The organism is Pseudomonas sp. Z003-0.4C(8344-21) (genome assembly GCF_900104975.1).
Classification (GTDB): Bacteria; Pseudomonadota; Gammaproteobacteria; order Pseudomonadales; family Pseudomonadaceae; genus Aquipseudomonas; species Aquipseudomonas granadensis.
The window spans coordinates 2,478,870-2,500,411 of sequence record NZ_LT629756.1 but is presented as its reverse complement, the minus strand read 5'-3'; the positions used below and the strand labels follow the sequence as shown (position 1 = coordinate 2,500,411).

The 21,542-nt window shown below is 60.8% G+C and carries 22 protein-coding genes; 11 read left to right on the top strand and 11 right to left on the bottom strand.

Going from position 1 to position 21,542, the window contains the following annotated elements; all coding sequences use genetic code 11:
* The first annotated feature begins 158 nt into the window (after nucleotides 1-158).
* Entirely contained in the window at nucleotides 159-1,391 is a 1,233-nt protein-coding gene (sstT, locus tag BLU24_RS11475) for a serine/threonine transporter SstT (RefSeq protein ID WP_093100183.1), read from the top strand.
* Nucleotides 1,392-1,647: 256 nt separating this feature from the next.
* Here sstT and BLU24_RS11470 read toward each other — a convergent pair whose 3' ends face one another.
* Nucleotides 1,648-2,157 (bottom strand): DUF1993 domain-containing protein, encoded by a 510-nt coding sequence (locus BLU24_RS11470; RefSeq protein WP_093100180.1) that lies wholly within the window; start codon nucleotides 2,155-2,157, stop codon nucleotides 1,648-1,650.
* 125 nt (nucleotides 2,158-2,282) lie between these two features.
* Here BLU24_RS11470 and BLU24_RS11465 point away from each other — a divergent pair, with 125 nt between their 5' ends.
* Nucleotides 2,283-2,927: a YceH family protein gene (locus BLU24_RS11465; protein WP_093100177.1), complete on the top strand. Its 645-nt coding sequence runs from the start codon at nucleotides 2,283-2,285 to the stop codon at nucleotides 2,925-2,927.
* A 35-nt stretch (nucleotides 2,928-2,962) separates the two neighbouring features.
* Here BLU24_RS11465 and BLU24_RS11460 read toward each other — a convergent pair whose 3' ends face one another.
* Together BLU24_RS11460 and BLU24_RS11455 are read right to left on the bottom strand one after the other, a co-directional pair.
* Nucleotides 2,963-3,481 carry a cupin domain-containing protein gene (locus tag BLU24_RS11460; protein WP_093100173.1) on the bottom strand — a complete coding sequence of 173 codons (519 nt, stop codon included), beginning with the start codon at nucleotides 3,479-3,481 and terminating at the stop codon, nucleotides 2,963-2,965.
* Between the two features lie 211 nt (nucleotides 3,482-3,692).
* Complete coding sequence (locus tag BLU24_RS11455; protein ID WP_090284517.1) at nucleotides 3,693-4,511, bottom strand: shikimate 5-dehydrogenase; 819 nt, start codon at nucleotides 4,509-4,511, stop codon at nucleotides 3,693-3,695.
* A gap of 255 nt (nucleotides 4,512-4,766) precedes the next feature.
* On the opposite strand from BLU24_RS11455, the gene BLU24_RS11450 reads away from it, so the two are divergent.
* The 3 genes from BLU24_RS11450 (at nucleotide 4,767) to BLU24_RS11440 (ending at nucleotide 6,078) form a co-directional block, all read left to right on the top strand.
* Nucleotides 4,767-5,123, top strand: a complete 357-nt coding sequence (locus tag BLU24_RS11450; RefSeq protein WP_090284519.1) for a hypothetical protein — start codon at nucleotides 4,767-4,769, stop codon at nucleotides 5,121-5,123.
* A gap of 475 nt (nucleotides 5,124-5,598) precedes the next feature.
* Nucleotides 5,599-5,793, top strand: a complete 195-nt coding sequence (locus BLU24_RS11445) for a hypothetical protein (protein WP_016984641.1) — start codon at nucleotides 5,599-5,601, stop codon at nucleotides 5,791-5,793.
* 102 nt (nucleotides 5,794-5,895) lie between these two features.
* Complete coding sequence (locus BLU24_RS11440; RefSeq protein WP_090284520.1) at nucleotides 5,896-6,078, top strand: hypothetical protein; 183 nt, start codon at nucleotides 5,896-5,898, stop codon at nucleotides 6,076-6,078.
* Here the strand turns inward: BLU24_RS11440 and BLU24_RS11435 are convergent.
* On the bottom strand, nucleotides 6,075-7,136 hold the full coding sequence (locus tag BLU24_RS11435; protein WP_093100171.1) for an AI-2E family transporter: 1,062 nt from the start codon (nucleotides 7,134-7,136) through the stop codon (nucleotides 6,075-6,077). The two genes, BLU24_RS11440 and BLU24_RS11435, sit on opposite strands and share 4 nt — an antisense overlap.
* A gap of 152 nt (nucleotides 7,137-7,288) precedes the next feature.
* On the opposite strand from BLU24_RS11435, the gene trhP reads away from it, so the two are divergent.
* Nucleotides 7,289-8,620 (top strand): prephenate-dependent tRNA uridine(34) hydroxylase TrhP, encoded by a 1,332-nt coding sequence (gene trhP, locus BLU24_RS11430; protein WP_093100167.1) that lies wholly within the window; start codon nucleotides 7,289-7,291, stop codon nucleotides 8,618-8,620.
* Between the two features lie 77 nt (nucleotides 8,621-8,697).
* On the opposite strand, the gene BLU24_RS11425 is transcribed toward trhP, so the two are convergent.
* Both BLU24_RS11425 and BLU24_RS11420 read right to left on the bottom strand, forming a co-directional pair.
* On the bottom strand, nucleotides 8,698-8,928 hold the full coding sequence (locus BLU24_RS11425) for a hypothetical protein (protein ID WP_093100162.1): 231 nt from the start codon (nucleotides 8,926-8,928) through the stop codon (nucleotides 8,698-8,700).
* A 94-nt stretch (nucleotides 8,929-9,022) separates the two neighbouring features.
* Nucleotides 9,023-9,736: a FadR/GntR family transcriptional regulator gene (locus tag BLU24_RS11420; RefSeq protein WP_093100159.1), complete on the bottom strand. Its 714-nt coding sequence runs from the start codon at nucleotides 9,734-9,736 to the stop codon at nucleotides 9,023-9,025.
* Between the two features lie 355 nt (nucleotides 9,737-10,091).
* Between BLU24_RS11420 and BLU24_RS11415 the strand changes: the two genes are divergently transcribed.
* Together BLU24_RS11415 and gudD are read left to right on the top strand one after the other, a co-directional pair.
* The gene (locus BLU24_RS11415) at nucleotides 10,092-11,438 is read left to right on the top strand and encodes an MFS transporter (RefSeq protein ID WP_093100157.1); all 1,347 of its coding nucleotides are present in this window, start codon (nucleotides 10,092-10,094) and stop codon (nucleotides 11,436-11,438) included.
* Between the two features lie 24 nt (nucleotides 11,439-11,462).
* Nucleotides 11,463-12,806 (top strand): glucarate dehydratase, encoded by a 1,344-nt coding sequence (gudD, locus tag BLU24_RS11410; protein WP_093100155.1) that lies wholly within the window; start codon nucleotides 11,463-11,465, stop codon nucleotides 12,804-12,806.
* A gap of 151 nt (nucleotides 12,807-12,957) precedes the next feature.
* On the opposite strand, the gene BLU24_RS11405 is transcribed toward gudD, so the two are convergent.
* A complete protein-coding gene (locus BLU24_RS11405) occupies nucleotides 12,958-13,830 on the bottom strand; it encodes a LysR family transcriptional regulator (protein WP_093100152.1) in 873 nt (290 codons plus the stop codon).
* A gap of 160 nt (nucleotides 13,831-13,990) precedes the next feature.
* Here BLU24_RS11405 and ampC point away from each other — a divergent pair, with 160 nt between their 5' ends.
* Nucleotides 13,991-15,157, top strand: coding sequence for a class C beta-lactamase (gene ampC / locus BLU24_RS11400; protein WP_093100149.1), 1,167 nt, complete (start codon nucleotides 13,991-13,993; stop codon nucleotides 15,155-15,157).
* A gap of 134 nt (nucleotides 15,158-15,291) precedes the next feature.
* Here the strand turns inward: ampC and BLU24_RS11395 are convergent, their stop codons facing one another.
* From BLU24_RS11395 to BLU24_RS11380, 4 genes are all read right to left on the bottom strand, one after another.
* Nucleotides 15,292-15,858 carry a DUF4174 domain-containing protein gene (locus BLU24_RS11395; protein ID WP_093100147.1) on the bottom strand — a complete coding sequence of 189 codons (567 nt, stop codon included), beginning with the start codon at nucleotides 15,856-15,858 and terminating at the stop codon, nucleotides 15,292-15,294.
* A 126-nt stretch (nucleotides 15,859-15,984) separates the two neighbouring features.
* A complete protein-coding gene (locus BLU24_RS11390; RefSeq protein WP_093100145.1) occupies nucleotides 15,985-16,770 on the bottom strand; it encodes a sulfite exporter TauE/SafE family protein in 786 nt (261 codons plus the stop codon).
* A 231-nt stretch (nucleotides 16,771-17,001) separates the two neighbouring features.
* Nucleotides 17,002-18,216, bottom strand: a complete 1,215-nt coding sequence (locus BLU24_RS11385; RefSeq protein WP_093100142.1) for an MFS transporter — start codon at nucleotides 18,214-18,216, stop codon at nucleotides 17,002-17,004.
* A gap of 192 nt (nucleotides 18,217-18,408) precedes the next feature.
* A complete protein-coding gene (locus tag BLU24_RS11380; protein ID WP_093100139.1) occupies nucleotides 18,409-19,158 on the bottom strand; it encodes a hypothetical protein in 750 nt (249 codons plus the stop codon).
* 245 nt (nucleotides 19,159-19,403) lie between these two features.
* Between BLU24_RS11380 and BLU24_RS11375 the strand changes: the two genes are divergently transcribed.
* Together BLU24_RS11375 and BLU24_RS11370 are read left to right on the top strand one after the other, a co-directional pair.
* Nucleotides 19,404-20,552 (top strand): aldose epimerase family protein, encoded by a 1,149-nt coding sequence (locus BLU24_RS11375; protein WP_093100136.1) that lies wholly within the window; start codon nucleotides 19,404-19,406, stop codon nucleotides 20,550-20,552.
* A gap of 150 nt (nucleotides 20,553-20,702) precedes the next feature.
* Nucleotides 20,703-21,524 carry an aldo/keto reductase gene (locus BLU24_RS11370; RefSeq protein WP_093100134.1) on the top strand — a complete coding sequence of 274 codons (822 nt, stop codon included), beginning with the start codon at nucleotides 20,703-20,705 and terminating at the stop codon, nucleotides 21,522-21,524.
* The last annotated feature ends 18 nt before the right edge of the window (nucleotides 21,525-21,542 follow it).

Here is a 21,542-nt window from a genome sequence, read left to right as displayed (position 1 = left end):
CATGCCTGAGGGATAAGGCCTACGCTGTGATAAAGTCCGCGCCCTGCAAAACGTACAGCCTGTTCAGCGGCCGGTTTTTTGGCGCTGATGTCGATTCGACACTCGGTTCGTGCCTGCCCACGCAACCTCGCACCCTATAAAAAACAGAGATGCCGTTCATGACCGCCTCATCCCCTTCTCTCCTGCAACGCTTGAAAAATCTCAGCCTGGTGACCCAGATCGTGATCGGCCTGATCGCCGGTATCGCCCTGGCGCTGCTTGCCCCGGAAGCGGCCAAGTCCACCGCGTTCATCGGCAAGGTGTTTGTCTCGGCGTTGAAAGCCGTGGCGCCGATTCTGGTGTTCGTCCTGGTGATGGCCTCGATTGCCAATCACAAGCATGGTCAGGAAACCCACATCCGACCGATCCTGTTCCTGTACCTGCTGGGCACGTTCAGCGCAGCGGTGGTGGCCGTGGTTGCCAGCATGGCGTTCCCGTCCCATCTGGTGCTGTCGACTGAAAACGTCGCGGTCAGCGCACCGGGTGGTATCGGCGAGGTGCTGCAAAGCCTGCTGCTGAGCGTGGTCGATAACCCGGTCAACGCGCTGATGAACGCCAACTTCATCGGCATTCTGGCGTGGGCGATCGGCATGGGCATCGCGATCCGCCATGCCGGCGACACCACCCGCGAAGTGCTGGGCGACCTGTCCAATGGCGTCACGGTCATTGTTCGCGTGGTCATCCGCTTTGCGCCGCTGGGTATTTTCGGTCTGGTCGCGTCGACGCTGGCCACGTCCGGTTTCGGCGCGCTGCTCGGTTACGCCCACCTGCTCGCGGTATTGCTCGGTTGCATGCTGTTCGTGGCGCTGGTGATGAACCCGCTGATCGTGTTCTGGAAGCTGCGCCGCAACCCTTATCCGCTGACCCTCAAGTGCCTGCGTGAAAGCGGCATCACCGCGTTTTTCACCCGCAGCTCGGCGGCGAACATTCCGGTCAACCTGGAACTGAGCAAGCGCCTGGGCCTGCATGAGGACACCTACTCGGTGTCGATCCCACTGGGCGCGACCATCAACATGGCCGGCGCGGCGATCACCATCACCGTACTGGCCCTGGCTGCGGTGCACACGCTGGGGATTGCCGTGGACATTCCGACGGCGATCCTGCTCAGCGTAGTGGCGGCAATCTGCGCCTGCGGCGCTTCGGGCGTGGCCGGTGGCTCGCTGCTGTTGATTCCGCTGGCGTGCAGCCTGTTCGGCATCCCGAGCGAGATTGCCATGCAGGTGGTGGCGGTCGGTTTCATCATTGGCGTGTTGCAGGATTCGGCGGAGACTGCGCTGAACTCGTCGACTGACGTGCTGTTTACCGCAGCGGCTTGCATGGGGGAAGAAGCGAAGGCGCAGCGTACCGCCTGATATTCACAACTATAAAAAGCCCGCCTCGGTGTGAACCTTGGCGGGCTTTTTTGTGGCTGACATCTTTTGCCCCCTCACCCCAACCCTCTCCCCCAAGGGGGCGAGGGGGAAAGGGAGCCGATCTGTGTGCTGTTCGAAATTAGAGTTCGACTCGATGGATCGGGCCGGCGTATCTCGAACAAACAACTTGGTCAGTCCCCTCTCCCTCCGGGAGAGGGTTAGGCGGGCGGCGTTCCGATGAGGGGCTTTTAAAGGCTTAGAACGCGCCCATGTAATCGCGCTTGCCCACTTCCACACCGTTATGACGCAGCAATGCATACGTGGTGGTGACGTGGAAGAAAAACTGCGGCAGACCGTAAGTCAGCAGGTACGACTGGCCACTGAAGCGCTTCTCTTTCGGCGTGCCCGGACGGGTGACGATCTCAACGCCTTCCTTGCCATCGATCTGCTCTGGCTTGATCTCGCCGATGAAGGCCAGAACCTTGGCGATCAGGGCTTGCAGCTCGGCGAAGGTGGTTTCGCTGTCGTCGTACTTCGGCAGTTCGACTTCAGCCAGACGCGCCGACACGCCTTTGGCGAAGTCGACGGCGATCTGCACCTGGCGGGTCAGCGGAAACATGTCCGGGTACAGACGCGCTTGCAGGAACGCGTTCGGGTCGATGTTTTTCTCGCTGGCGTGGGCTTCAGCCTTTTTCAGCACATCGCTCAGGGCGTTGAGCATTTGTTGAAAAACCGGGACGGATGCGGCGTACAGGGAAATGGTCATGGCAGTCTCGTGTGATGGCTGGGTGGAACAAGGAGGCGATTATAGCCATGCTTGATGACCACACGGCTTGCCTTTTGTTGGGCAAGGATTAGGCTAGGCGCCTTCGACTGCAGAGGGAACGCGCGATGACCACCGAACCAGAATCCAGCTCCGAACAGCCACGGCTCAATGCCACGGAAATCCGTATCCTCGGTTCGTTGATCGAGAAACAGGCGACCAGCCCGGAAAGCTATCCGCTGACCCTCAATGCGCTGGTGCTGGCCTGCAACCAGAAAACCAGCCGCGAACCGGTGATGAACCTGACTCCGGGCCAGGTCGGCCAGAGCCTGCGCGCCCTTGAAGGTCGCGGTTTTGCCAGGCTGGTGATGGGCAGTCGCGCCGATCGCTGGGAGCACAAGGTCGACAAGGCGCTTGAGCTGGTGCCGGCGCAGGTGATCCTCAGCGGGCTGATGTTTCTGCGCGGCCCGCAGACGGTCAATGAGTTGCTGACCCGCAGCGGCCGCATGCATGAATTCGAAGACGCCGAACAAGTGGTGCATCAGCTCGAGCGCTTGATTGCGCGCGGGCTGGCGGTGCTGATCCCGCGTCAGGCCGGGCAGCGTGAAGACCGTTACAGCCATGCGCTGGGCGATCCGGCGGATATCGAGGCGATCATCGCCGCGCGGCACAATCCCGTAGAGCGCTCGGCCACCGGCGTTTCTGTGGAGCGCATCGAAGAACTCGAAGCACGGATCGCTGCACTGGAAGAACGCCTGGCACGCCTCGAATAATTCACGCATTCCCTTTGTAGGCAGGGGAGGTGCGTTTATTCACCGTCCCAGTAATCCACCCCATCCGCCTGCCGCGCCACGGCGACGAAACCGGACGGATTGCCCTCGGCATCAACGCTGAAGTTATCCATCACCGCGTATTTATTCGAATCCGGGTATTCGCAGATCTCGGGTTGCTGCTGCGTGCTGATCGCCAGGTATCGCAACTCGGCCGAACTGGTATTGATGATCTGATGCGCCTGCTCCGGGCCGCCCGGTGGACAGGCGATCACATCACCGCTACGGATCGGAAAACGCTCGCCCCCCAGGCGCACCTCGCCCTCCCCGGCCACCACGTAGAACATTTCCTCATTGACCCGATGGCTGTGAAACGGACTGCCGCGCATGCCCGGCGGCAAGGCGTACAGGCGATAGCCAAGTTTTTGCGCGCCCAGTCGCTGGCCGATGCGGGCGAAGCGCTGTTGATAGCGCCCAGCGGTTTCGCCTTGCGGGGCAAGTGCCTCGGGAAGGGGTTCGAGTTCGACCTCGTCGAGGTTGAGGATGGGCGGGTGCATAAGCGGCCTCGGTTTTGTTTTTTTAAGGTGGACAAGTCTGCGCTTGCCGCGCAGGCAGCATAGCCCACGATGTCTGGCGTGAAATCGCAGCGAGGCCATCGCCAGCAGGCTGGCTCCCACAGGTTGACCAGGTTCCAGCTGAAAAAATGCGATCACATTGTGGGAGCTTGCCTGCAAGCGATGAGGTCCGCCCCGCCACCGCAAGATTCAATCAGCTACGCGCAAACGCCACCGCCGCCGCAAACTGCGCTTCATTCGGGCGCACGCCGGTGTACAGCACAAACTGCTCCAGTGCCTGAATCGCGATGACTTCCAGCCCGGTGATGACCCGTTTACCCTCCGCCCGGGCGCGCACAATCAGCGGTGTTTCCGAGGGAATCGCCACCACATCGAAAACCGTCTGCGCCGCCTTGATGACTTCCGGCTCAAACGCCAGTTGCCCCGCTTCCGGTCCGCCGTCCATCCCTACCGGCGTGACGTTGATCAACATCTGCGGGCGCTCCTCGCCCAGCTCTGCCTGCCAGCGGTAACCCAGCGAGTCCGCCAGCGCACGCCCGGCGCGCTCGTTGCGGGCGACGATCAGGCCGTTCCTGTAACCGCCGTCACGCAAGGCACTGGCCACCGCTTTGGCCATGCCGCCGCTGCCGCGCAGGGCGAAGGTCGAATCCTTGGGCACGGCGTGGCTCTGGAGCAACTGGGCGACGGCGATGTAATCGGTGTTATACGCCTTGAGATGGCCATTAGTGTTGACGATGGTGTTGATCGACTGGATCGCTGCCGCCGACGCATCGAGCTCATCGACCAGCGCAATGCACGCTTCCTTGAACGGCATCGATACGCCGCACCCGCGAATACCCAACGCGCGAATGCCACCGACCGCGCCGGTCAGGTCCTGACTGCTGAAGGCTTTGTAATAGAAATTCAGACCCAACTGTTCATACAGATGGTTGTGAAAACGCAGACCAAAATTCCCGGGGCGCCCCGACAGGGACATGCACAGCTGGGTGTCTTTGTTCGGGTTCATCTGCATGAAACTTCTCCTTCAAACGCACTTTCGGATAGACGGGATTAGCCAGCCCCGCGGGCTCTGAACGATCATGGGGCGTGTTTTAGAGGGCTTTCGCGGCGATCGTTCAGCCGGGTAAAGAAACCGCTACAGACCTTACACAAAATTTACCCAGCGGCTGTGCTGATTTTGCCGATTTCACTGTCTCAGATGTATCCCCGTGACAACTATGGGCCTGGTGCAGGCCCTGCCGCCGGGTCGAAGAACCGAGGATTTATCATGATTCGTAAACTTCCCATTATGGCTTTGTTGATCGGCGCGCTCGCGGTCACGGGCCAGGCAGAAGCGGGTGGTGGCCACGGCTGGCAAGGCCCTGCAGTGTTTGGCGCGATCGTCGGCTCGGCCATCATCGGCTCGGCGCTGATCAATCAGGATCGGCCGGTGTATGTGCAGCAACCGGTGTACGTTCAGCCACAGCCGGTTTATGTGCAGCAGCCGCCGCCACCGGTTTATTACCAGCCGGCGCCGGTGTATGTGCAGCAACCGGTTTACGTGCAGCCCGCGCCGGTTTATTACGGTCCGCCTCGCGGGTATTACGGTCGGCCGCATGGGTATTACGGCGGTCCGCGCTGGTGACCGGAACGCAAAGCCCCGCTTTTGAAGCGGGGCTTTTTTGTGGGGAATCGTTTAAAGCGTGAGATTGGCTCTGGATTTGCGGTGAATTCAACCCTCACCCCAGCCCTCTCCCAGAGGGAGAGGGAGCCGATCTCGGTTGGCTTCCAAGCTTGCGTAGGACTCGGTATTTCACCTCAGCGTACCTCTCACATCCACCGCGATCAGTTCCTCTCCCTCTGGGAGAGGGCTAGGCGGGCGGCGTTCCGATGAGGGCTTTTGATCTTGAGCGACGCACCTGCGATATTCGACCATTTGTCGCCCAACGTCTGAAAAAATCTCGCCAAGGTCGCTGCGAGAACAGTTTATGCAGCTAAAGTCGGCATGATTGACTCGACCGTCACGGGCATTTCCACGAAACGGTCATGGTTTTGTCATGACGGAGCCGCAATCTGAATCCGTCCGTAAACAACAGGTTGATAACAACAAGGACGACGATATGCCAACACAAAACCCGCACCGCATTGTCGGTCTGTGCACCTCTAGCAAGGTGTACAGCGCGCTGACCGAACTCAAGCATCTGGAAGGTCACCGCTGCGCCAAGTTTCTTTCGCTGCTCGCGGAGAATCTGGTGCACAAGGGCTTGCTCAACGAGCGCGAAGTCATGCACATGCTCGATCAAGTGGTCGACTGAGGCAGCCCTCAACGGCGTCAATGACCACTATCGAAAGCGTTGATTGTCCGTAGAAGCGGCGAATCTCTAAGGTAGCTCCATTGTTGAATGGAGGTACAGGTCATGGCTCAGGTTCAAATCATGTCGGTGGTCGGCAGCGCGGTTCCCGCTTCGCTCAGGGCGTCGGGGTTGCTCGCCTGCTGGTATCTGATGCGCGACGGCGAGGCGATCAGTGGTCCGCTCACCTCGTTACCCGCCGCACAGGCATTGTCGCAAAAGATCGTCAGTGCGTCGTTCAATGCCTAAGGCAGTTGCACCTTGGGTTTGGTCTCGACGAACAGCGCCCAGCTCGACAGGAACAGCGCTGCGATCAACGGGCCGATGACGAAGCCGTTGAGGCCGAACACCGCGAGGCCGCCCAGGGTCGAGATCAGGATCATGTAATCGGGCATTTTCGTGTCCTTGCCCACCAGAATCGGACGCAGGACGTTGTCGACCAGGCCGATCACGAAGACCCCGAACAGGCCCAGCACCACGCCTTGCCAGATCATCCCGCTGAGCAGGAAGTACACAGCCACCGGCGCCCAGACGATCCCCGCGCCGACCGCTGGCAGCAATGACAGAAACGCCATCAGCACCGCCCAGAGCAATGCGCTGGGAATGTCGAGGAACCAGAAAATCGCCCCGCCCAGCGCACCTTGCGTCACGGCGACGAGCACGTTGCCTTTGACGGTCGCACGCACCACACGGTTGAATTTCAGTTGCAGCCGACGCTTGTGGTTTTCCTCCAGCGGCACCGCGGTGCGCATCTTGCGCGCCAGTTCGGGACCGTCACGCAGGAAGAAAAACAGCAGGTACAGCATGATGAAAAAGCTCACCACGAATTCAAAGGTGCCCTGGCCGAAACTGAACGCCTGAGTCGCCAGCACCTGGCTGCCCTGCATGGCGGCCTTGACGATTTTCTCGCGCAGGCTGTTGAGTTCGCCCACGCCAAAGCGGTCGAGCAGCTGCTGAAAGTACGGCGGCAGGCTGTGCTTGAACTGCGCCAGATAAGCGGCAATGTCCAGCTCACCGCTTTCAATGTTCTTGTAAACCGTCGCCCCTTCCTGCACCAGCAGAATGCTGACGATGATCACCGGCAGAATCGCGATGACCAGGCACAGGCTCAACGTGCACAACGACGTCAGGTTGCGCGGCCAGCCGAACTTGATTTGCAGCCTGCGCTGCACCGGCGCAAACAGAATGCCGAGAATCACTGCCCAGAACACCGCGCCATAGAACGGCAGCAGGATCCAGATGAAGGCTACAGTGACCAGCACCAGCAGCACTGTCAGGGATTTGAATTGAAGACTCTTTTCGTTCATGTCCGATCCATGTCTGTCAGGCGTCACGCACGCCCCGAACCTTAGTCACCCGCGACGTGCGCGAGTGCCCTGTTTATTCGTTGAGCATAGATCCAGATCAATAAACCCTCGCTGCGCCTCGCTTACCCTGCCGCGCTTTTGCGACCGCCATCATGAACTCGACCCTCAGCGCCCCCGAACTGCTCGCCCCCGCGGGCACCCTGAAAAACATGCGTTACGCCTTCGCCTACGGCGCCGATGCGGTGTACGCCGGCCAGCCGCGTTACAGTCTGCGGGTGCGCAACAACGAATTCGATCATGCCAATCTGGCGCTGGGCATCCGCGAGGCGCAGGCGCAGGGCAAGCGTTTCTATGTAGTGGTCAACATCGCCCCGCACAACGCCAAGCTGAAGACCTTTCTCAAGGATCTGGCGCCGGTGATCGAGATGGCGCCGGATGCGCTGATCATGTCCGATCCGGGGCTGATCATGCTGGTGCGCCGGCATTTTCCGCAGATGCCGATTCACTTGTCGGTTCAGGCCAACACGGTGAACTGGGCGAGCGTCGAGTTCTGGCAGGAGCAAGGCGTCAGCCGGGTCATCTTGTCGAGGGAATTGTCGCTGGAAGAAATCGGCGAAATCCGCGAACAAGTGCCCAGCATGGAGCTGGAAGTTTTCGTCCACGGCGCGCTGTGCATGGCCTACTCCGGACGCTGCCTGCTCTCCGGCTACCTGAACAAGCGTGACGCCAATCAGGGCACTTGCACCAATGCCTGTCGCTGGAAATACTCGGCGCAGCAGGCCACGGAAAATCAGCTTGGCGAGATCGTGCAGACCTTCCAGCCCGAGCCGACGCTGGGCCTCGGCGCGCCTACCGATCAGGTGTTCCTGTTGCAGGAAGCCAACCGCCCCGACGAACTGATGCCGGCCTTCGAAGACGAGCATGGCACTTACATCATGAACGCCAAGGACCTGCGCGCCGTGCAGCACGTCGAGCGCCTGACACGCATGGGCGTGCATTCGCTGAAAATCGAAGGCCGGACCAAATCGCATTTCTATTGCGCCCGCACCACCCAGGTCTATCGCCGCGCCATCGACGATGCAGTCGCCGGCCGCCCATTCGATCGCAGCCTGATGAGTGACCTCGAATCACTGGCCCAGCGCGGCTACACCGAAGGCTTTCTGCGCCGGCATGTGCATGATGAATATCAGAACTATCAGCACGGCAGCTCGGTGTCAGAGCGTCAGCAGTTCGTCGGCGAACTGACCGGCGAACGGCGTGAACGCCTGGCTGAGGTCAAGGTGAAGAACCGCTTTGCCGTGGGCGATCATCTGGAACTGATGACGCCCAAGGGCAACTTCCGTTTTGATCTGCACGAACTGCAGAACCTCAAGGGCGAGACCATCGACGTAGCGCCGGGAGATGGCCACACGGTCTATCTGCCGATACCGGATGCGCTGGATCTGCGCTTCGGCTTGTTGATGCGCGATATCCACACGACCTGAGATCCGCAAGCAGATTCTCGCCCCTGTGGGAGCCTGCTCGCGAAGAGGCCAGCCAATCCAACACAAAAGCCCAGGACTCAGCGCCGATCATCCGACAACGGCGTCGGCTCATCCGCCGGCGGCACGTCCTCATCAGCGGCAGGATCTTTCCAGTCTTCCGGTCGGTCGCCGTCGCTCAAGGGATCACGCCCCGGGTCCATGCCCGGCGGCGCATCGTGATCGCTCAGGGTCGGCTCGTCGGTGCCGGGAACGCGGTGGGTCTGGTCGGTGGGCGCAATGCCGCCCGGGAACAGCGAATCGTCAGCCATGGTGCACCTCACAAATACAGCGCCGGAACGTCCGGGGTGTCTTGGTTGGAGACGGGAAAAGTGGGTAGCGTGCGACGCAGCAGACCAGCGGCATTCAACCTTGCGCGGAAAAGCGATCGCGGCTGTTGGTCAGGTGCAGCCACATCGCCGCCCGCGCCGCTTCCGGGTCCTGGCGCTTGATCGCGTTCAAAATCGCTTCATGCTCCAGATTGGCCAGTTGCCCGAGCTTGCTTAGATCTGCCGCGCCCCGCTCGGCCGCGTTGAGGCGGGTGCGCGGAATCATTGCGCTGCCCAGGTGCTGCATGATCTCGCTGAAGCACACGTTACCGGTGGCCTCGGCGATCAACAGGTGAAAGCGCCGATCCGCCTCCACGCAACTGTCGTTGTTGTCCAGCAGCCGCTGATAGTCATCCAGCGCCTGGCGCATCTGCAGCAGTTGCTGCTCGCTGCGCCGTTGCGCCGCCAGTGCCGCTGCCTGGGTTTCCAGACCCAGGCGCAACTCGAGCATGCTGCGTACACCCAACGCGGTGTCGACATTCAGGCGCAAGCCCTGCTCTGGCGCGCGCTCGATGACGAACGTGCCGATGCCGTGGCGAGTTTCCACCAGCCCTGACGCCTGCAATTTGGAAATCGCCTCACGCACCACCGTGCGGCTGACGCCGTGCTCCTGAACAATGGAATTCTCCGACGGCAGCTTGTCACCCGGCGTCATCTGGCCGAGCAGAATGCTCTGGGTGAGCTTTTCCACCAGGTCATGCGCCAGGTTGTGCGCACGTTTGCGGGCGGGGGCGTCGAAGTCTTCTTGCATGGTCGAGTCCGGTGATCGGGGCTTGCCGATCGTAGCACCGCGCGTGACGTTGGCGGGACTGATTTTGGCCCTCTAGCGCAGCCAACTTGTATGACAACAGCAAAAGTCATCCGAAACACACATCAAATCTTTCGTCACCCAGCCGCCCTTTGCAAAGACAAACAGCGACGCGCCCGCCACGCGAAAGCCAAGAAATACGGCGAATGCGAAGCAAAAAGCATAAAAACCTGCTTCTCAAGACGAAATTAATCACCCCATCCCACTTGTAGGACAAAAATTTCCAGTTGTATGATGTCTAGCAACAACGCAGCACCCAGACCTACCCGCATAAAAATAATCAGTGGGAGAAAACCAAGTGAAAACCTCCGTCTCGGGGATGAACGAGGGTGTCGATCCGACGCTCGCCTCGGCCATCTCGAAAGTCAAACGCCACGTCCTGCCGCTCTTCGTGATCATGTTCATCGTCAATTACATTGATCGGGTGAACATCGGTTTCGTCCGCACCCACATGGAAACCGACCTGGGCATTGGCGCCGCTGCCTACGGCTTCGGCGCCGGGCTGTTCTTCATCGGTTACGCGCTGTTCGAAGTCCCTTCCAACATGCTCTTGCAGAAAGTCGGCGCGCGTATCTGGCTGACCCGCATCATGTTCACCTGGGGCCTGGTCGCCGCCGGCATGGCGTTCATCCAGAACGAAACCCACTTCTATATCCTGCGGTTTCTCCTCGGTGTGGCTGAGGCCGGTTTCTTCCCCGGGGTGATCTATTACTTCACCCGCTGGCTGCCCGGTGCCGAGCGCGGCAAGGCGATTGCGATTTTCCTCAGTGGCTCAGCCGTGGCTTCGTTGATCTCCGGGCCGCTGTCCGGCCTGCTCCTGCAGATCAACGGTCTGGGCATGCACGGCTGGCAGTGGATGTACTTCATCGAAGGCATGTTCTCGGTGTGCCTGTGCGTGTTCGTCTGGTTCTGGCTCGACGCCAAACCCCACGATGCAAAATGGCTGACCCGCGCCGAACAGGACGCCCTGGTCACGGCCATTGACGACGAGCAAAAGGCCCGCGAAGCGGCGACACCGATTCGCCCGTCGCTGGGCAAATTGCTCAAGGACCGGCAGATCATTCTGTTCTGCCTGATCTACTTCTTCATTCAGTTGACCATCTACGCGGCAACGTTCTGGCTGCCGAGCATCATCAAGAAAATGGGTGAGTTGAGCGACGTGCAGGTCGGCCTGTTCAACTCGATTCCGTGGCTGCTGTCGATTGTCGGCATGTATGCGTTCGCCACGCTCTCGGCGAAGTGGAAACACCAGCAGGCGTGGGTCGCCACCGCGCTGCTGATCGCCGCGGCGGGGATGTTCATGTCCACCACCGGCGGGCCGATTTTCGCTTTCGTGGCGATCTGCTTCGCGGCGCTGGGGTTCAAGTCGGCATCGTCGCTGTTCTGGCCGATTCCGCAGGCTTATCTGGATGCCCGCATCGCCGCAGCGGTGATCGCGCTGATCAACTCGGTGGGCAACCTGGGCGGCTTCGTGGCGCCGACCACCTTCGGCTTGCTCGAAGAACACACCGGTTCGATTCAGGGCGGCCTCTATGGTCTGGCCGCGACCTCGATCATCGCCGCGATCATCGTCTTCGCCGCACGCACCACACCGAAACCTGCTGCTGAAAACGCCGTGGCCGATGCCGCGCCGAAACACGCCTGAATTCGTCTGCAAAGGAAAACAACAATGAGCGTACACGACACCGCCAAAGCCCCGATCATCACCGACATGCAGGTCATTCCGGTGGCCGGTCACGACGGCATGCTGCTCAATCTGAGCGGCGCCCACGGGCCTTTTTTCACCCGCAACATCGTCATTCTCAAGGACAACGCCGGCCACACCGGCGTCGGTGAAGTGCCCGGTGGCGAGCGCATTCGCCAGACCCTGGAGGACGCGCGCAATCTGGTGGTCGGCAGCCCGATCGGCACCTACCAGAGAATCCTCAACCAGGTGCGCCAGACCTTCGCCGATCGCGATGCCGGCGGCCGTGGTCTGCAGACCTTCGACTTGCGCATCACCATTCACGCCGTCACTGGCCTTGAAGCCGCCCTGCTCGACCTGCTCGGTCAGCATCTGGACGTGCCAGTGGCAGCGCTGCTCGGCGAAGGTCAGCAGCGTGACGAAGTGAAGATGCTCGGTTATCTGTTTTACGTCGGCGATCAGCGTGAAACCGACCTCGCCTATCGCAGCGAACCGGAGGCCGACAACGACTGGTTCCGCGTCCGTCACGAAAAAGCCATGACCGCTGAAGCCGTGGTGCGTCTGGCCGAAGCGGCGCATGCCAGGTACGGTTTCAAGGACTTCAAACTCAAGGGCGGCGTGCTCAGCGGCGATGCCGAAATCGAAGCGGTCACCGCCCTCGCCGAGCGTTTCCCCGAGGCGCGCATAACCCTCGATCCGAACGGCGCCTGGTCGCTGAAAGAAGCGATTCGCCTGTGCCGCGATCAGCATCACGTACTCGCCTACGCCGAAGACCCGTGCGGTGCGGAGAACGGTTATTCCGGCCGCGAAGTGATGGCTGAATTCCGTCGTGCCACTGGCCTGAAAACCGCGACCAACATGATCGCCACCGACTGGCGCGAAATGGGCCACGCGATCCAGTTGCAATCAGTGGACATTCCGCTGGCCGACCCGCATTTCTGGACCATGCAGGGCTCGGTGCGCGTCGCGCAGATGTGCCACGAATGGGGCCTGACCTGGGGCTCGCATTCCAACAACCACTTCGACATCTCGCTGGCGATGTTCACCCACGTCGCCGCTGCCGCGCCGGGCGACATCACCGCCATCGACACCCACTGGATCTGGCAGGATGGCCAGCGCCTGACCAAGGCGCCGCTGCAGATTGTCGATGGTCTCGTGCAGGTGCCGAAAAAACCGGGACTGGGTGTGGAACTGGACATGGATCAAGTGGCCAAGGCCCACGAACTCTACAAAGGCATGGGCCTCGGCGCGCGGGATGACAGCGTGGCGATGCAGTTCCTGATTCCGGGCTGGAAGTTCGATAACAAGCGGCCGTGTCTGGTGCGTTGAACGGGAACCCTGGGTTGAGCAAGATCTTTGAGTTTGACAGATGAACCTGTGGGAGCTGGCTTGCCAGCGATTGCGGTGGGCCTGCCAGCATCAATGTTGGCCAGGCCGGCCCCTTCGCTGGCAAGCCAGCTCCCACAGGGAATAATGGGAGTCAGGCAGAGATGTGCAGCAACCAGTTTTTGAACGCCATCATCGCCGCCGACTCAGGGCGCGACTGCAATCGTGTCAGCCAATAGCTGCCGGTGGTGATCTCGATCGCAAACGGCTGGCAAATCACCTCCGCCGCCAGTTGCCGAGCGAACATCAGTGGCGGTGCCAACGCCACGCCACCACCCTGAATGGCAGCTTCCATCATCGCCAATGACGAATCGAACATGATGCTCTGCGGCGGCGCTGCATGAGTTGCCAAACCGGCAGCTTGAAACCATTGCGGCCACTCATCGGTGCGATAGGAGCGCAGCAAGGTCTGCTGCAAAAGATCCGCTGGCGCATGCAACTGTCGAGCGATGTCCGGCACGCACAGTACCGACAGCGGCGCATCGAGCAAACGCGTCGCCTCGATGCCATGCCACGCCCCCGCACCGAAGCGAATCGCGTAATCCAGCCCTTCCGCCGCGACGTCCACACGGTTGTTATGGGTCGACAGCCGTAAATCCATGAGCGGATGTTTCGCCCGAAAGTCCACCAGCCTCGGCAACAGCCAACCCACGGCGAACGTGCCGACTGCGCCGACGGTCAACGTTTCGCGATACTGCCCGCCGGCGAGGCGTTCGAGGATCTGTGCGATGTGATCGAAGGACGTGTTCAGCACCGGCAGCAGGGTTTCACCTTCGCTGGTCAGCATCAGCCCGCGGGGCAGGCGTTTGAACAGACTGACGCCAAGCTGCGCCTCAAGGCTTTTGACCTGATGGCTGACCGCCGCTTGCGTCACGCACAGTTCCACGGCGGCGCGAGTGAAGCTCAAATGACGCGCCGAAGCCTCAAAGGCGCGCAGCGCGTTCAGCGGCAATTGCGGTCGAATCATGCCCTACCCCAAATTTTTCTAATGGCTCGTGCGAGTTTTCATCGTTTGTCGTTGGCCGCCAAGCTGACTAGATTGGCGGCGCTGATCAGTGACCTAACGAAAAAATCGTCCGCAGTGTAGCGGGATAACAACATCAACACTCATGGAGAGTGGTTCATTCATGTCATCCATCACTTCAACTAAAGCCTTTTCCTGCGCAGCGTTCAGCCTGTTTTTCGGCTCCACGGCCTGCCTCGCCGCCGTACCTGACGATGCGCAACTGCAAGCACTGGTCAGCGCAACGGTGACGCCGATCATGGAGCAGCAGAACATCGCCGGCCTGACCGTAGCGCTGACGGTCGATGGCAAGGCGCATTACTTTAACTACGGCGTCGCCGCCAAGGAAACCGGGCAACAGGTCAGCGAGAACACCCTGTTCGAAATCGGCTCGATAAGCAAAACCTTCACCGCCACCCTCGCAGGTTTCGCGCAAGCCACCGGCAAACTGGACCTGTCGACCGAGGCCAGCACACTCTGGCCTGAACTGAAGGGCAGCGCCTTTGACAACATCAGCGTGCTGCAACTGGGCACCTATAGCGCCGGTGGCTTGCCGCTGCAATTCCCGACCAACGCGGATTCGCCTGAGACCATGCTCGGCTATTTTCAGCAGTGGAAACCGACCTGGCCGGCCGGCAGCCATCGCCAGTATTCCAATCCGAGCCTCGGCCTGTTCGGCTATCTGACGGCAAAAAGCCTTGGCCAACCGTTCGATCAAGCCATGACGCAAACCCTGCTGCCGAAACTCGGTTTGCAGCACACCTGGCTCAGCGTCCCCGCCGAACAAATGAGCCTGTACGCGCAAGGCTATGACAAGGACGACAAACCTGTCCGTGTGCGCCCCGGCGCCCTCGACCTGCAAGCCTACGCGGTGAAAACCAGTGCCGTGGACCTGCTGCGTTACGTGCAAGCCAACCTCAAACCTGAAACCCTGGCGTCCCCCCTGCCCCAAACCATCGCCAACACCCACACCGGTTACTACCGCGTCGGCGACATGACCCAGGGCCTGGGCTGGGAAATGTACCCCTACCCGATCAGCCTCGAACGCCTGCTCGCTGGCAACTCCACGGAAATGGCCATGCAGGCGCATAAGGTGCAATGGCTGAATCCACCGCAGCCACAACCGGAAAACCTGCTGATCAACAAGACCGGTTCTACCGCAGGTTTTGGCGCGTACGTGGCGTTTGTACCGAATAAAGGCGTCGGCATTGCGATCATGGCCAACAAGAACTTTCCGATTGCGGAGCGGGTGAAGATTGCGCACAGGATTATCAGTGCGGTAGCTGACTGAGCAGGGAAAAAATCGTGGGAGCGAGCCTCCTCGCGAATCCCGGCGTGTCAGCCACCGATGAGGTGACTGATAGACCGCAATCGCGAGCAGGCTCGCTCCCACAGGGGATAGGGTTTATTCAGTTGAGTGCGTGATCAGTCGTCCGGCATTTGCGGCGGCTTGCTCGGTTTTGCAGGCTTGCTCGGCTTGGCGCCTTTCGCGCCTTTGGCAGGCTCCGGTTCGGCAGCGGCCGGGGCGGCCTGCGCGGCCGCGGCGGCTTCTTTTTCAGCCATGGGCATGGCGTCGATGGTTTCGAAAATTTTCGCCAGGCTCAAAGCCTTGGCTTCATCACCCGAGGCGGAGAGTTTGGTCTCGCCGTCCTTGCCCACCAGGAACACTTTCGGATATGCCCCGGCGCCCAGTTTGAGCGAGCGCAGCAGCGCCATGGTGTCCTGCTGGCCCAGGTCCTTGCCGTCGAGTTGGCCGGACATGTTGAGGATGGTGTAGACCTTGATGTTGCGGTCGGTGACGCCCTTTTTGTTGGCCGGGTCGTCCAGCGATTTTTTCAGGCTGACCCACACCGGGTCGACGGTGCTTTGTGCGATGACGATCAACGGTCGGGCGCGGCCAACATCCCCGGCCAGCGGCGAATCGCTGTCGGCGGCGAACAAGGGACCGGCCATCGCCAGCAAGAGTGTCAGGGTCAGTGACCTGATGAGCATGCGCATCTCCTTTTGATATCCACGCTCTACTGATTGCGCATCGCGGCGATTGTTCCGGTGCAGTCGGGCAAATATGTTTCGCCTTTACCGAAGCTTAGGACAGGCACGACATTGCGCAACCGTGGATCAAAACGCCAACTTGTACCCGATCAACACCAGCATCGTCGCCAGGCACGGGCGCAGGACTTCGTCGGAGATGCGCCCGGTCAGGTGGCTGCCGAGCCAGATGCCGGGCAGCGAGCCGACCAGCAGAAAGCCGAGGACGCCCCAGTCCATGTTGCCCATGCTCGCGTGGCCGAGGCCGGCGACGAGGGTCAGGGGGACGGCGTGGGCGATTTCGGTACCGACCAGGCGGCGGGTTGGCAGCAACGGGTAGAGGATGAACAAGGCGACCGTGCCGAGGGCGCCGGCGCCGATCGAGGTCAGGGCGACCATGGTGCCGAGGATCAGACCGGTGATCACCGTCATCACATTGAGGCGCGAGCCGCTGGGGTTGTAGTTGCCGCCAGCGCGTTTGTGAGCAAATTCGAGCAGGCGTTTTTTGAAGAAGATCGCCAACGCAGTGGCGAACAGCACGAAGCCCAGCGCCTGCTTAATGATGGCGTTCATCGCCTCGGGCGCGGTGTGCAGGGTGCTGAGAAACCACAGGGTCATGGCCACTGCCGGCACGCTGCCGAGGGTCAGCCAGCCAGTGATGGCCCAGTCGATGTTCTTGTTTTTCCTGTGGACGAGGACGCCGCTGGATTTGGTAATGGCGGCGTACAGCAGGTCGGTGCCCACTGCGGTTGCCGGGTTGATGCCGAACCACAGCAGGATCGGCGTCATCAACGAACCACCGCCGACACCGGTCATGCCGACAATAAAACCCACCACCAACCCGGCAATCACCAGGCCGAAATTTGCCAATTCCATTAAACCGTCCAGAAAAACGACAGGAAAAATCTGGCCCGCAGCATAGCGATTTTTCTTATAACCACATATATCGATGCGGTCTATCGTTATGCCATATCGAATATACCGCCAATTTCCCTCTGTGGGAGCGAGCCTGCTCGCGATAGCGGTGGGTCAGTTGAATCAATGTTGACTGACAAAGCGCTATCGCGAGCAGGCTCACTCCTACAGGGTTAGGAGGTGGATGCGAGTTCAGTGGATCCGCCGCCCCGCCTTGAAGCTGTGGGTTCTATTGCACCACACCGTGGCCAACGCAATGAGCGACAGGATCAGCAGCGCCCACGGAAACGACATGGCCCCGGCCCGGTCCAGCAACACGCCGCCAAACAGGCCGCCGCCGGCAATCGCGACGTTCCATGAGGTAGTGAGCATCGCCTGCACCACGTCGACGTGATCGCCCGCCGAGTCCGCGGCCGAGGTCAGCAGCAATGTCGCCGAACCGCCGAACGACAGGCCCCACACCGCCATGCAGGCATACACAACCAGCGCTGACGGTGCGGCCAGCGCCAGCACCAGTGCGGTCAAGGCGAACAGCGCGAGGCTGATCAGGGTCAGCTTGCGCAACCAGCGATCGACCAGCAGGCCGATGATCCAGATGCCCACCAGCGAGCACAGACCGAACACCAGCAGTACCAGATCGACCCGATCGGCCAGACCGGCCTGGCTCAGAAACGGCGCGATGTACGTGTACAGAATGTTGTGCCCGAGCATCCACGTCAGCACCACGAACAGCACCGGTCGCACACCGGGCAGACGCAACGATTCGAGCAAGGGCAGGCGCTCGTCGCTGGCCTGGCCCGGCCGATCCGGCACGGCGATGACGATCCACGCCGCCAACACCAGCGCCAGCGCCGACATGATCCCGAACGAGGCGCGCCAGCCGATCAGATTGCCCAGCCAGGTCCCGGCCGGCGTACCCAGCGACAGCGCCACCGGGGTGCCGAGCATGGCAATCGCCAGCGCCCGCCCCTGCTGATGCACTGGCACGATGCCACGCGCGTAACCGGCCATGATTCCCCATGACAGCCCCGCCGCCATCCCGGCGAGGAAACGCGACGCCAGCGTCAGGCCGTAATGAGTAGAAAACGTGGTCACCGTGTTGAACAGCAGGAAGCCGCCCACCGTCATCAACAACACCCGCCGCCGTGGCCAGCCGCGCGTGGCCACGGTGAGCGGAATCGCCGCAACGATCGAGCCCAGCGCATACAGCGTGACCAGTTGCCCGGCGAGCACTTCGCTGACGTTGAGGCCCGCGCCGATTTGCGGCAGCAGCCCGGCCGGCAGGGTTTCGGTAAGGATGGCAATGAAACCGGTCATGGCGAATGCCAGCAACGCGGCGATGGGCAGTTTGTCGGCGCGGACGCCGGGGTCGACGCGGCTGAAATCGGCGCTTGCGGGGTCGCTCATGACGGATGCAGCTCCTTTTGGATCAATCGAGGCAAGCGATTGTATACAAAATTTATTGCCACGACGCCATCCCTGTGGGAGCTGGCTTGCCAGCGATGGCGGTGAATCAGGCACTAAATATATTGACTGACCCGGCCCCATCGCTGGCAAGCCAGCTCCCACAGGGTTTGATGTGTAGGCTCATCACCGCGCTCACTGCACCGGCAAGAAATTCAAAAACAGCAAACTCTGCGCGTAATTCAGGCCGATCCTGCGATAGCGCTCGTCGAGCATCTGCGTCAGCAGATCCAGACGCGCCACAATCTTGCTGAACTCGGTGGCGAAACTCAGGTTGCTGCCCTCCTCCGAGATCTCATTGGAGAACAGCAGCGGCTGGCCTTCCTTGTTCTGCCGCTGCGACAGGATCCACATGGCCTTCTCGATGTTGCGCGCGGAATTGTGAACGAAGGTCGGGTTGATCGCGTCAGTCATGTAGAACTCGGTGCGATTGCCGTGCGCGGTGACGAGCATGCTGCCGATCGCATAGATGAAGGCGCCGACGCGGTCGCCGAGAAATTCCGGGCTCATCGCGTAGCTCAGCGCGGCGAGGTCCTTGCGCCCGCCGAGCACGGGCAGCGGCTGTTGCTGCTCGACAGCCAGGCGCACTTGTCTGACCGCGGTGTTGATGTTGAGGAAACCCGATTTGCGCAGTTCTTCGGGGTTGCGCAGGTACAGCTTGCCCATCAAGCGATAGAGGCTGTTGAGGTTGTCGCGCATCGCCAGCGTGGCCATGCGGTCGACGCTGGTCTGCAGAAATTCCTGCGGCTGGCCCTCACGCATCTGGGTGATGAAGCCGTTGCCGTTCTGGTGGCTGCAACCGCTGAACAGCAGCGACGACAGGCAAGCCAGCAGCAGGCACGGGCGACGGAACAGAGGGACGATCAGGGCAAAAGCGCTCGGCATGAATTCTCGAACTGGCACATTCCGGTGCGACGGTAGTCATCGCATCCTGGCCATGGATAGAGCCGCCGATTGCGAAAAAGTGCAGTGCCCGGTCTGTGAACCGACCTTCGGCAAATCCCATACAATCAATTAGTCGGACTTTATATTTGCATTTGCGCTTATGTCGGCTATAAATCCTCTGTTAATTTTCCAATAGCATGACTAATTGCAGATTTCAAAAACAACAACAAAAAGGAAGGTCAACCATGCTTCAATCCCGTCACCTGCTTTCCGGCCTCGGACTGTCCCTGATGATCACTACCCTTTCTGCCAACGCGGCGGGCCTGACCGCCGAATACAAAGCCTTCGGCAAGACCAATGACGGCACGCCGGTCGAGCAATACATTCTGCGCAACAGCCACGGCATGCAGGCCACCGTCATCACGTACGGCGCGACCCTGCAATCGCTGAAAGTCGCCGACAAGCATGGCAAGTTCGACGACGTGGTGCTCGGGTTTGACGATGTCCAGGGCTACCAGAAAGGCACCGCGTATTTCGGCGCAACCATCGGCCGCTTCGGCAATCGCCTGGCCGACGGCGCCTTCGAACTGGACGGCAAGCGCTATCAAGTGCCGCAGAACGACAAGACCAATGCGCTGCACGGCGGCACGCAGGGCTTCGACAAAAAAGTCTGGAAGGCCAAGGAAACCAAGGACAAGGATTCGGTCGGCGTGACCCTCACCTATCTGTCGGCGGATGGCGAAATGGGTTTCCCCGGCAACCTCACCACCGAGGTGACCTACCGCCTGACCGATGCCAACGAGCTGCGCATCGATTACAAGGCGAGCACCGATAAACCGACGGTGTTGAACCTGACCAACCACAGCTACTTCAACCTCGCCGGCGCCGGCAATGGCGACATTCTCAAACAGGTCGCTACGATCAACGCCAGCCATTACACCCCAGTCACCGCCAAGTTGATTCCGACCGGTGAACTGGCGCCCGTTGCGGGTACGCCGATGGACTTCACCCAGCCGACACCGATCGGCACGCACATCAAGGCTGACCATCCGCAACTGAAATTCGCCGAGCCGAAACAGGGCGGCTTCGACTTCAACTGGGCGCTGGACACCAAGGGCGATATCAGCAAAGTCGCCACCGAAGTCAGCGATCCGCAATCTGGCCGGCATTTGCAGCTATTCACTACAGAGCCGGGCGTGCAGTTCTACACCAGCAACTTCCTCGACGGCACGGTCAAGGGCAAGGGCGGCAAGGTGTATCCGCACTGGGGCGCGTTCACCCTCGAGACCCAGCACTACCCGGACTCGCCGAATCAGCCGAACTTCCCGAGCACCCGCCTCGACCCGGGCCAGACTTATACCCAGAGCGTCGTGCTGAAGTTCTCCGCCAAGTAACCCCTGCCGATCGTTCCCACGCTCCCGCGTGGGCATGCAGCCCGGGACGCTCTGCGTCCCTTCTCGAGCCAGAACGCAGAGCGTGGGAACGATCTGGACTATCCTGCTGCCCCATTAAAGGAAACGACACACTCACATAAGGAGGTTTGCATGCGTACCCTCGAGTTGGCCGGCGTGCAGGTGCCGGTGATTGGCCAGGGCACTTGGCGCATGGGTGAGGACCGCTCGGCGCACACGCGTGAAGTGACGGCGCTGCGCAGCGGCATCGAGCTGGGCATGACCCTGATCGACACCGCCGAAATGTACGCCGAGGGCGGTGCGGAAACGGTGGTAGGCGAGGCCATCACCGGCCTTCGCGATCAGGTGTTTCTGGTCAGCAAGGTCTACCCGCACAACGCCAGCCGCAAAGGCATCCCGCAAGCCTGCGAGCGCAGCCTGCGCCGGCTCGACACCGATTACATTGACCTCTACCTGTTGCACTGGCGCGGCCAATATCCGCTGGAAGAAACCGTCGAAGCGTTCGAACGCCTGCGCGAGGACGGCAAAATCGGCCGTTGGGGCGTGTCGAATTTCGACGTCGACGACCTCGAAGAACTCTCCAGTTCGCAATGCGCGACCAATCAGGTGCTCTACAACCTCGAAGAACGCGGGATCGAATTCGATTTGTTGCCGTGGTGCCAGCACCAGCGCATGCCGCTGATGGCCTATTGTCCAATCGGCCAGGGCGGCGCCATGCTGGCCGAGCCGGTGCTCAAAGACATCGCCGCTCGTCACGGGGTCACCCCGGCACAGGTTTCGCTGGCGTGGATTCTGCGTCAGGATGGGCTGATTGCGATTCCCAAGGCTGTGCACCCGGAGCATGTGCAACTCAATGCCCAGGCCGCGCAGCTGCAACTGGAGGCCGGGGATCTGGCGGCGCTGGACCAGGTATTTCAAGCGCCACAACGCAAGCAGCGGCTGGCCATGGTCTGAGCCGCTGCCGACTGGCGA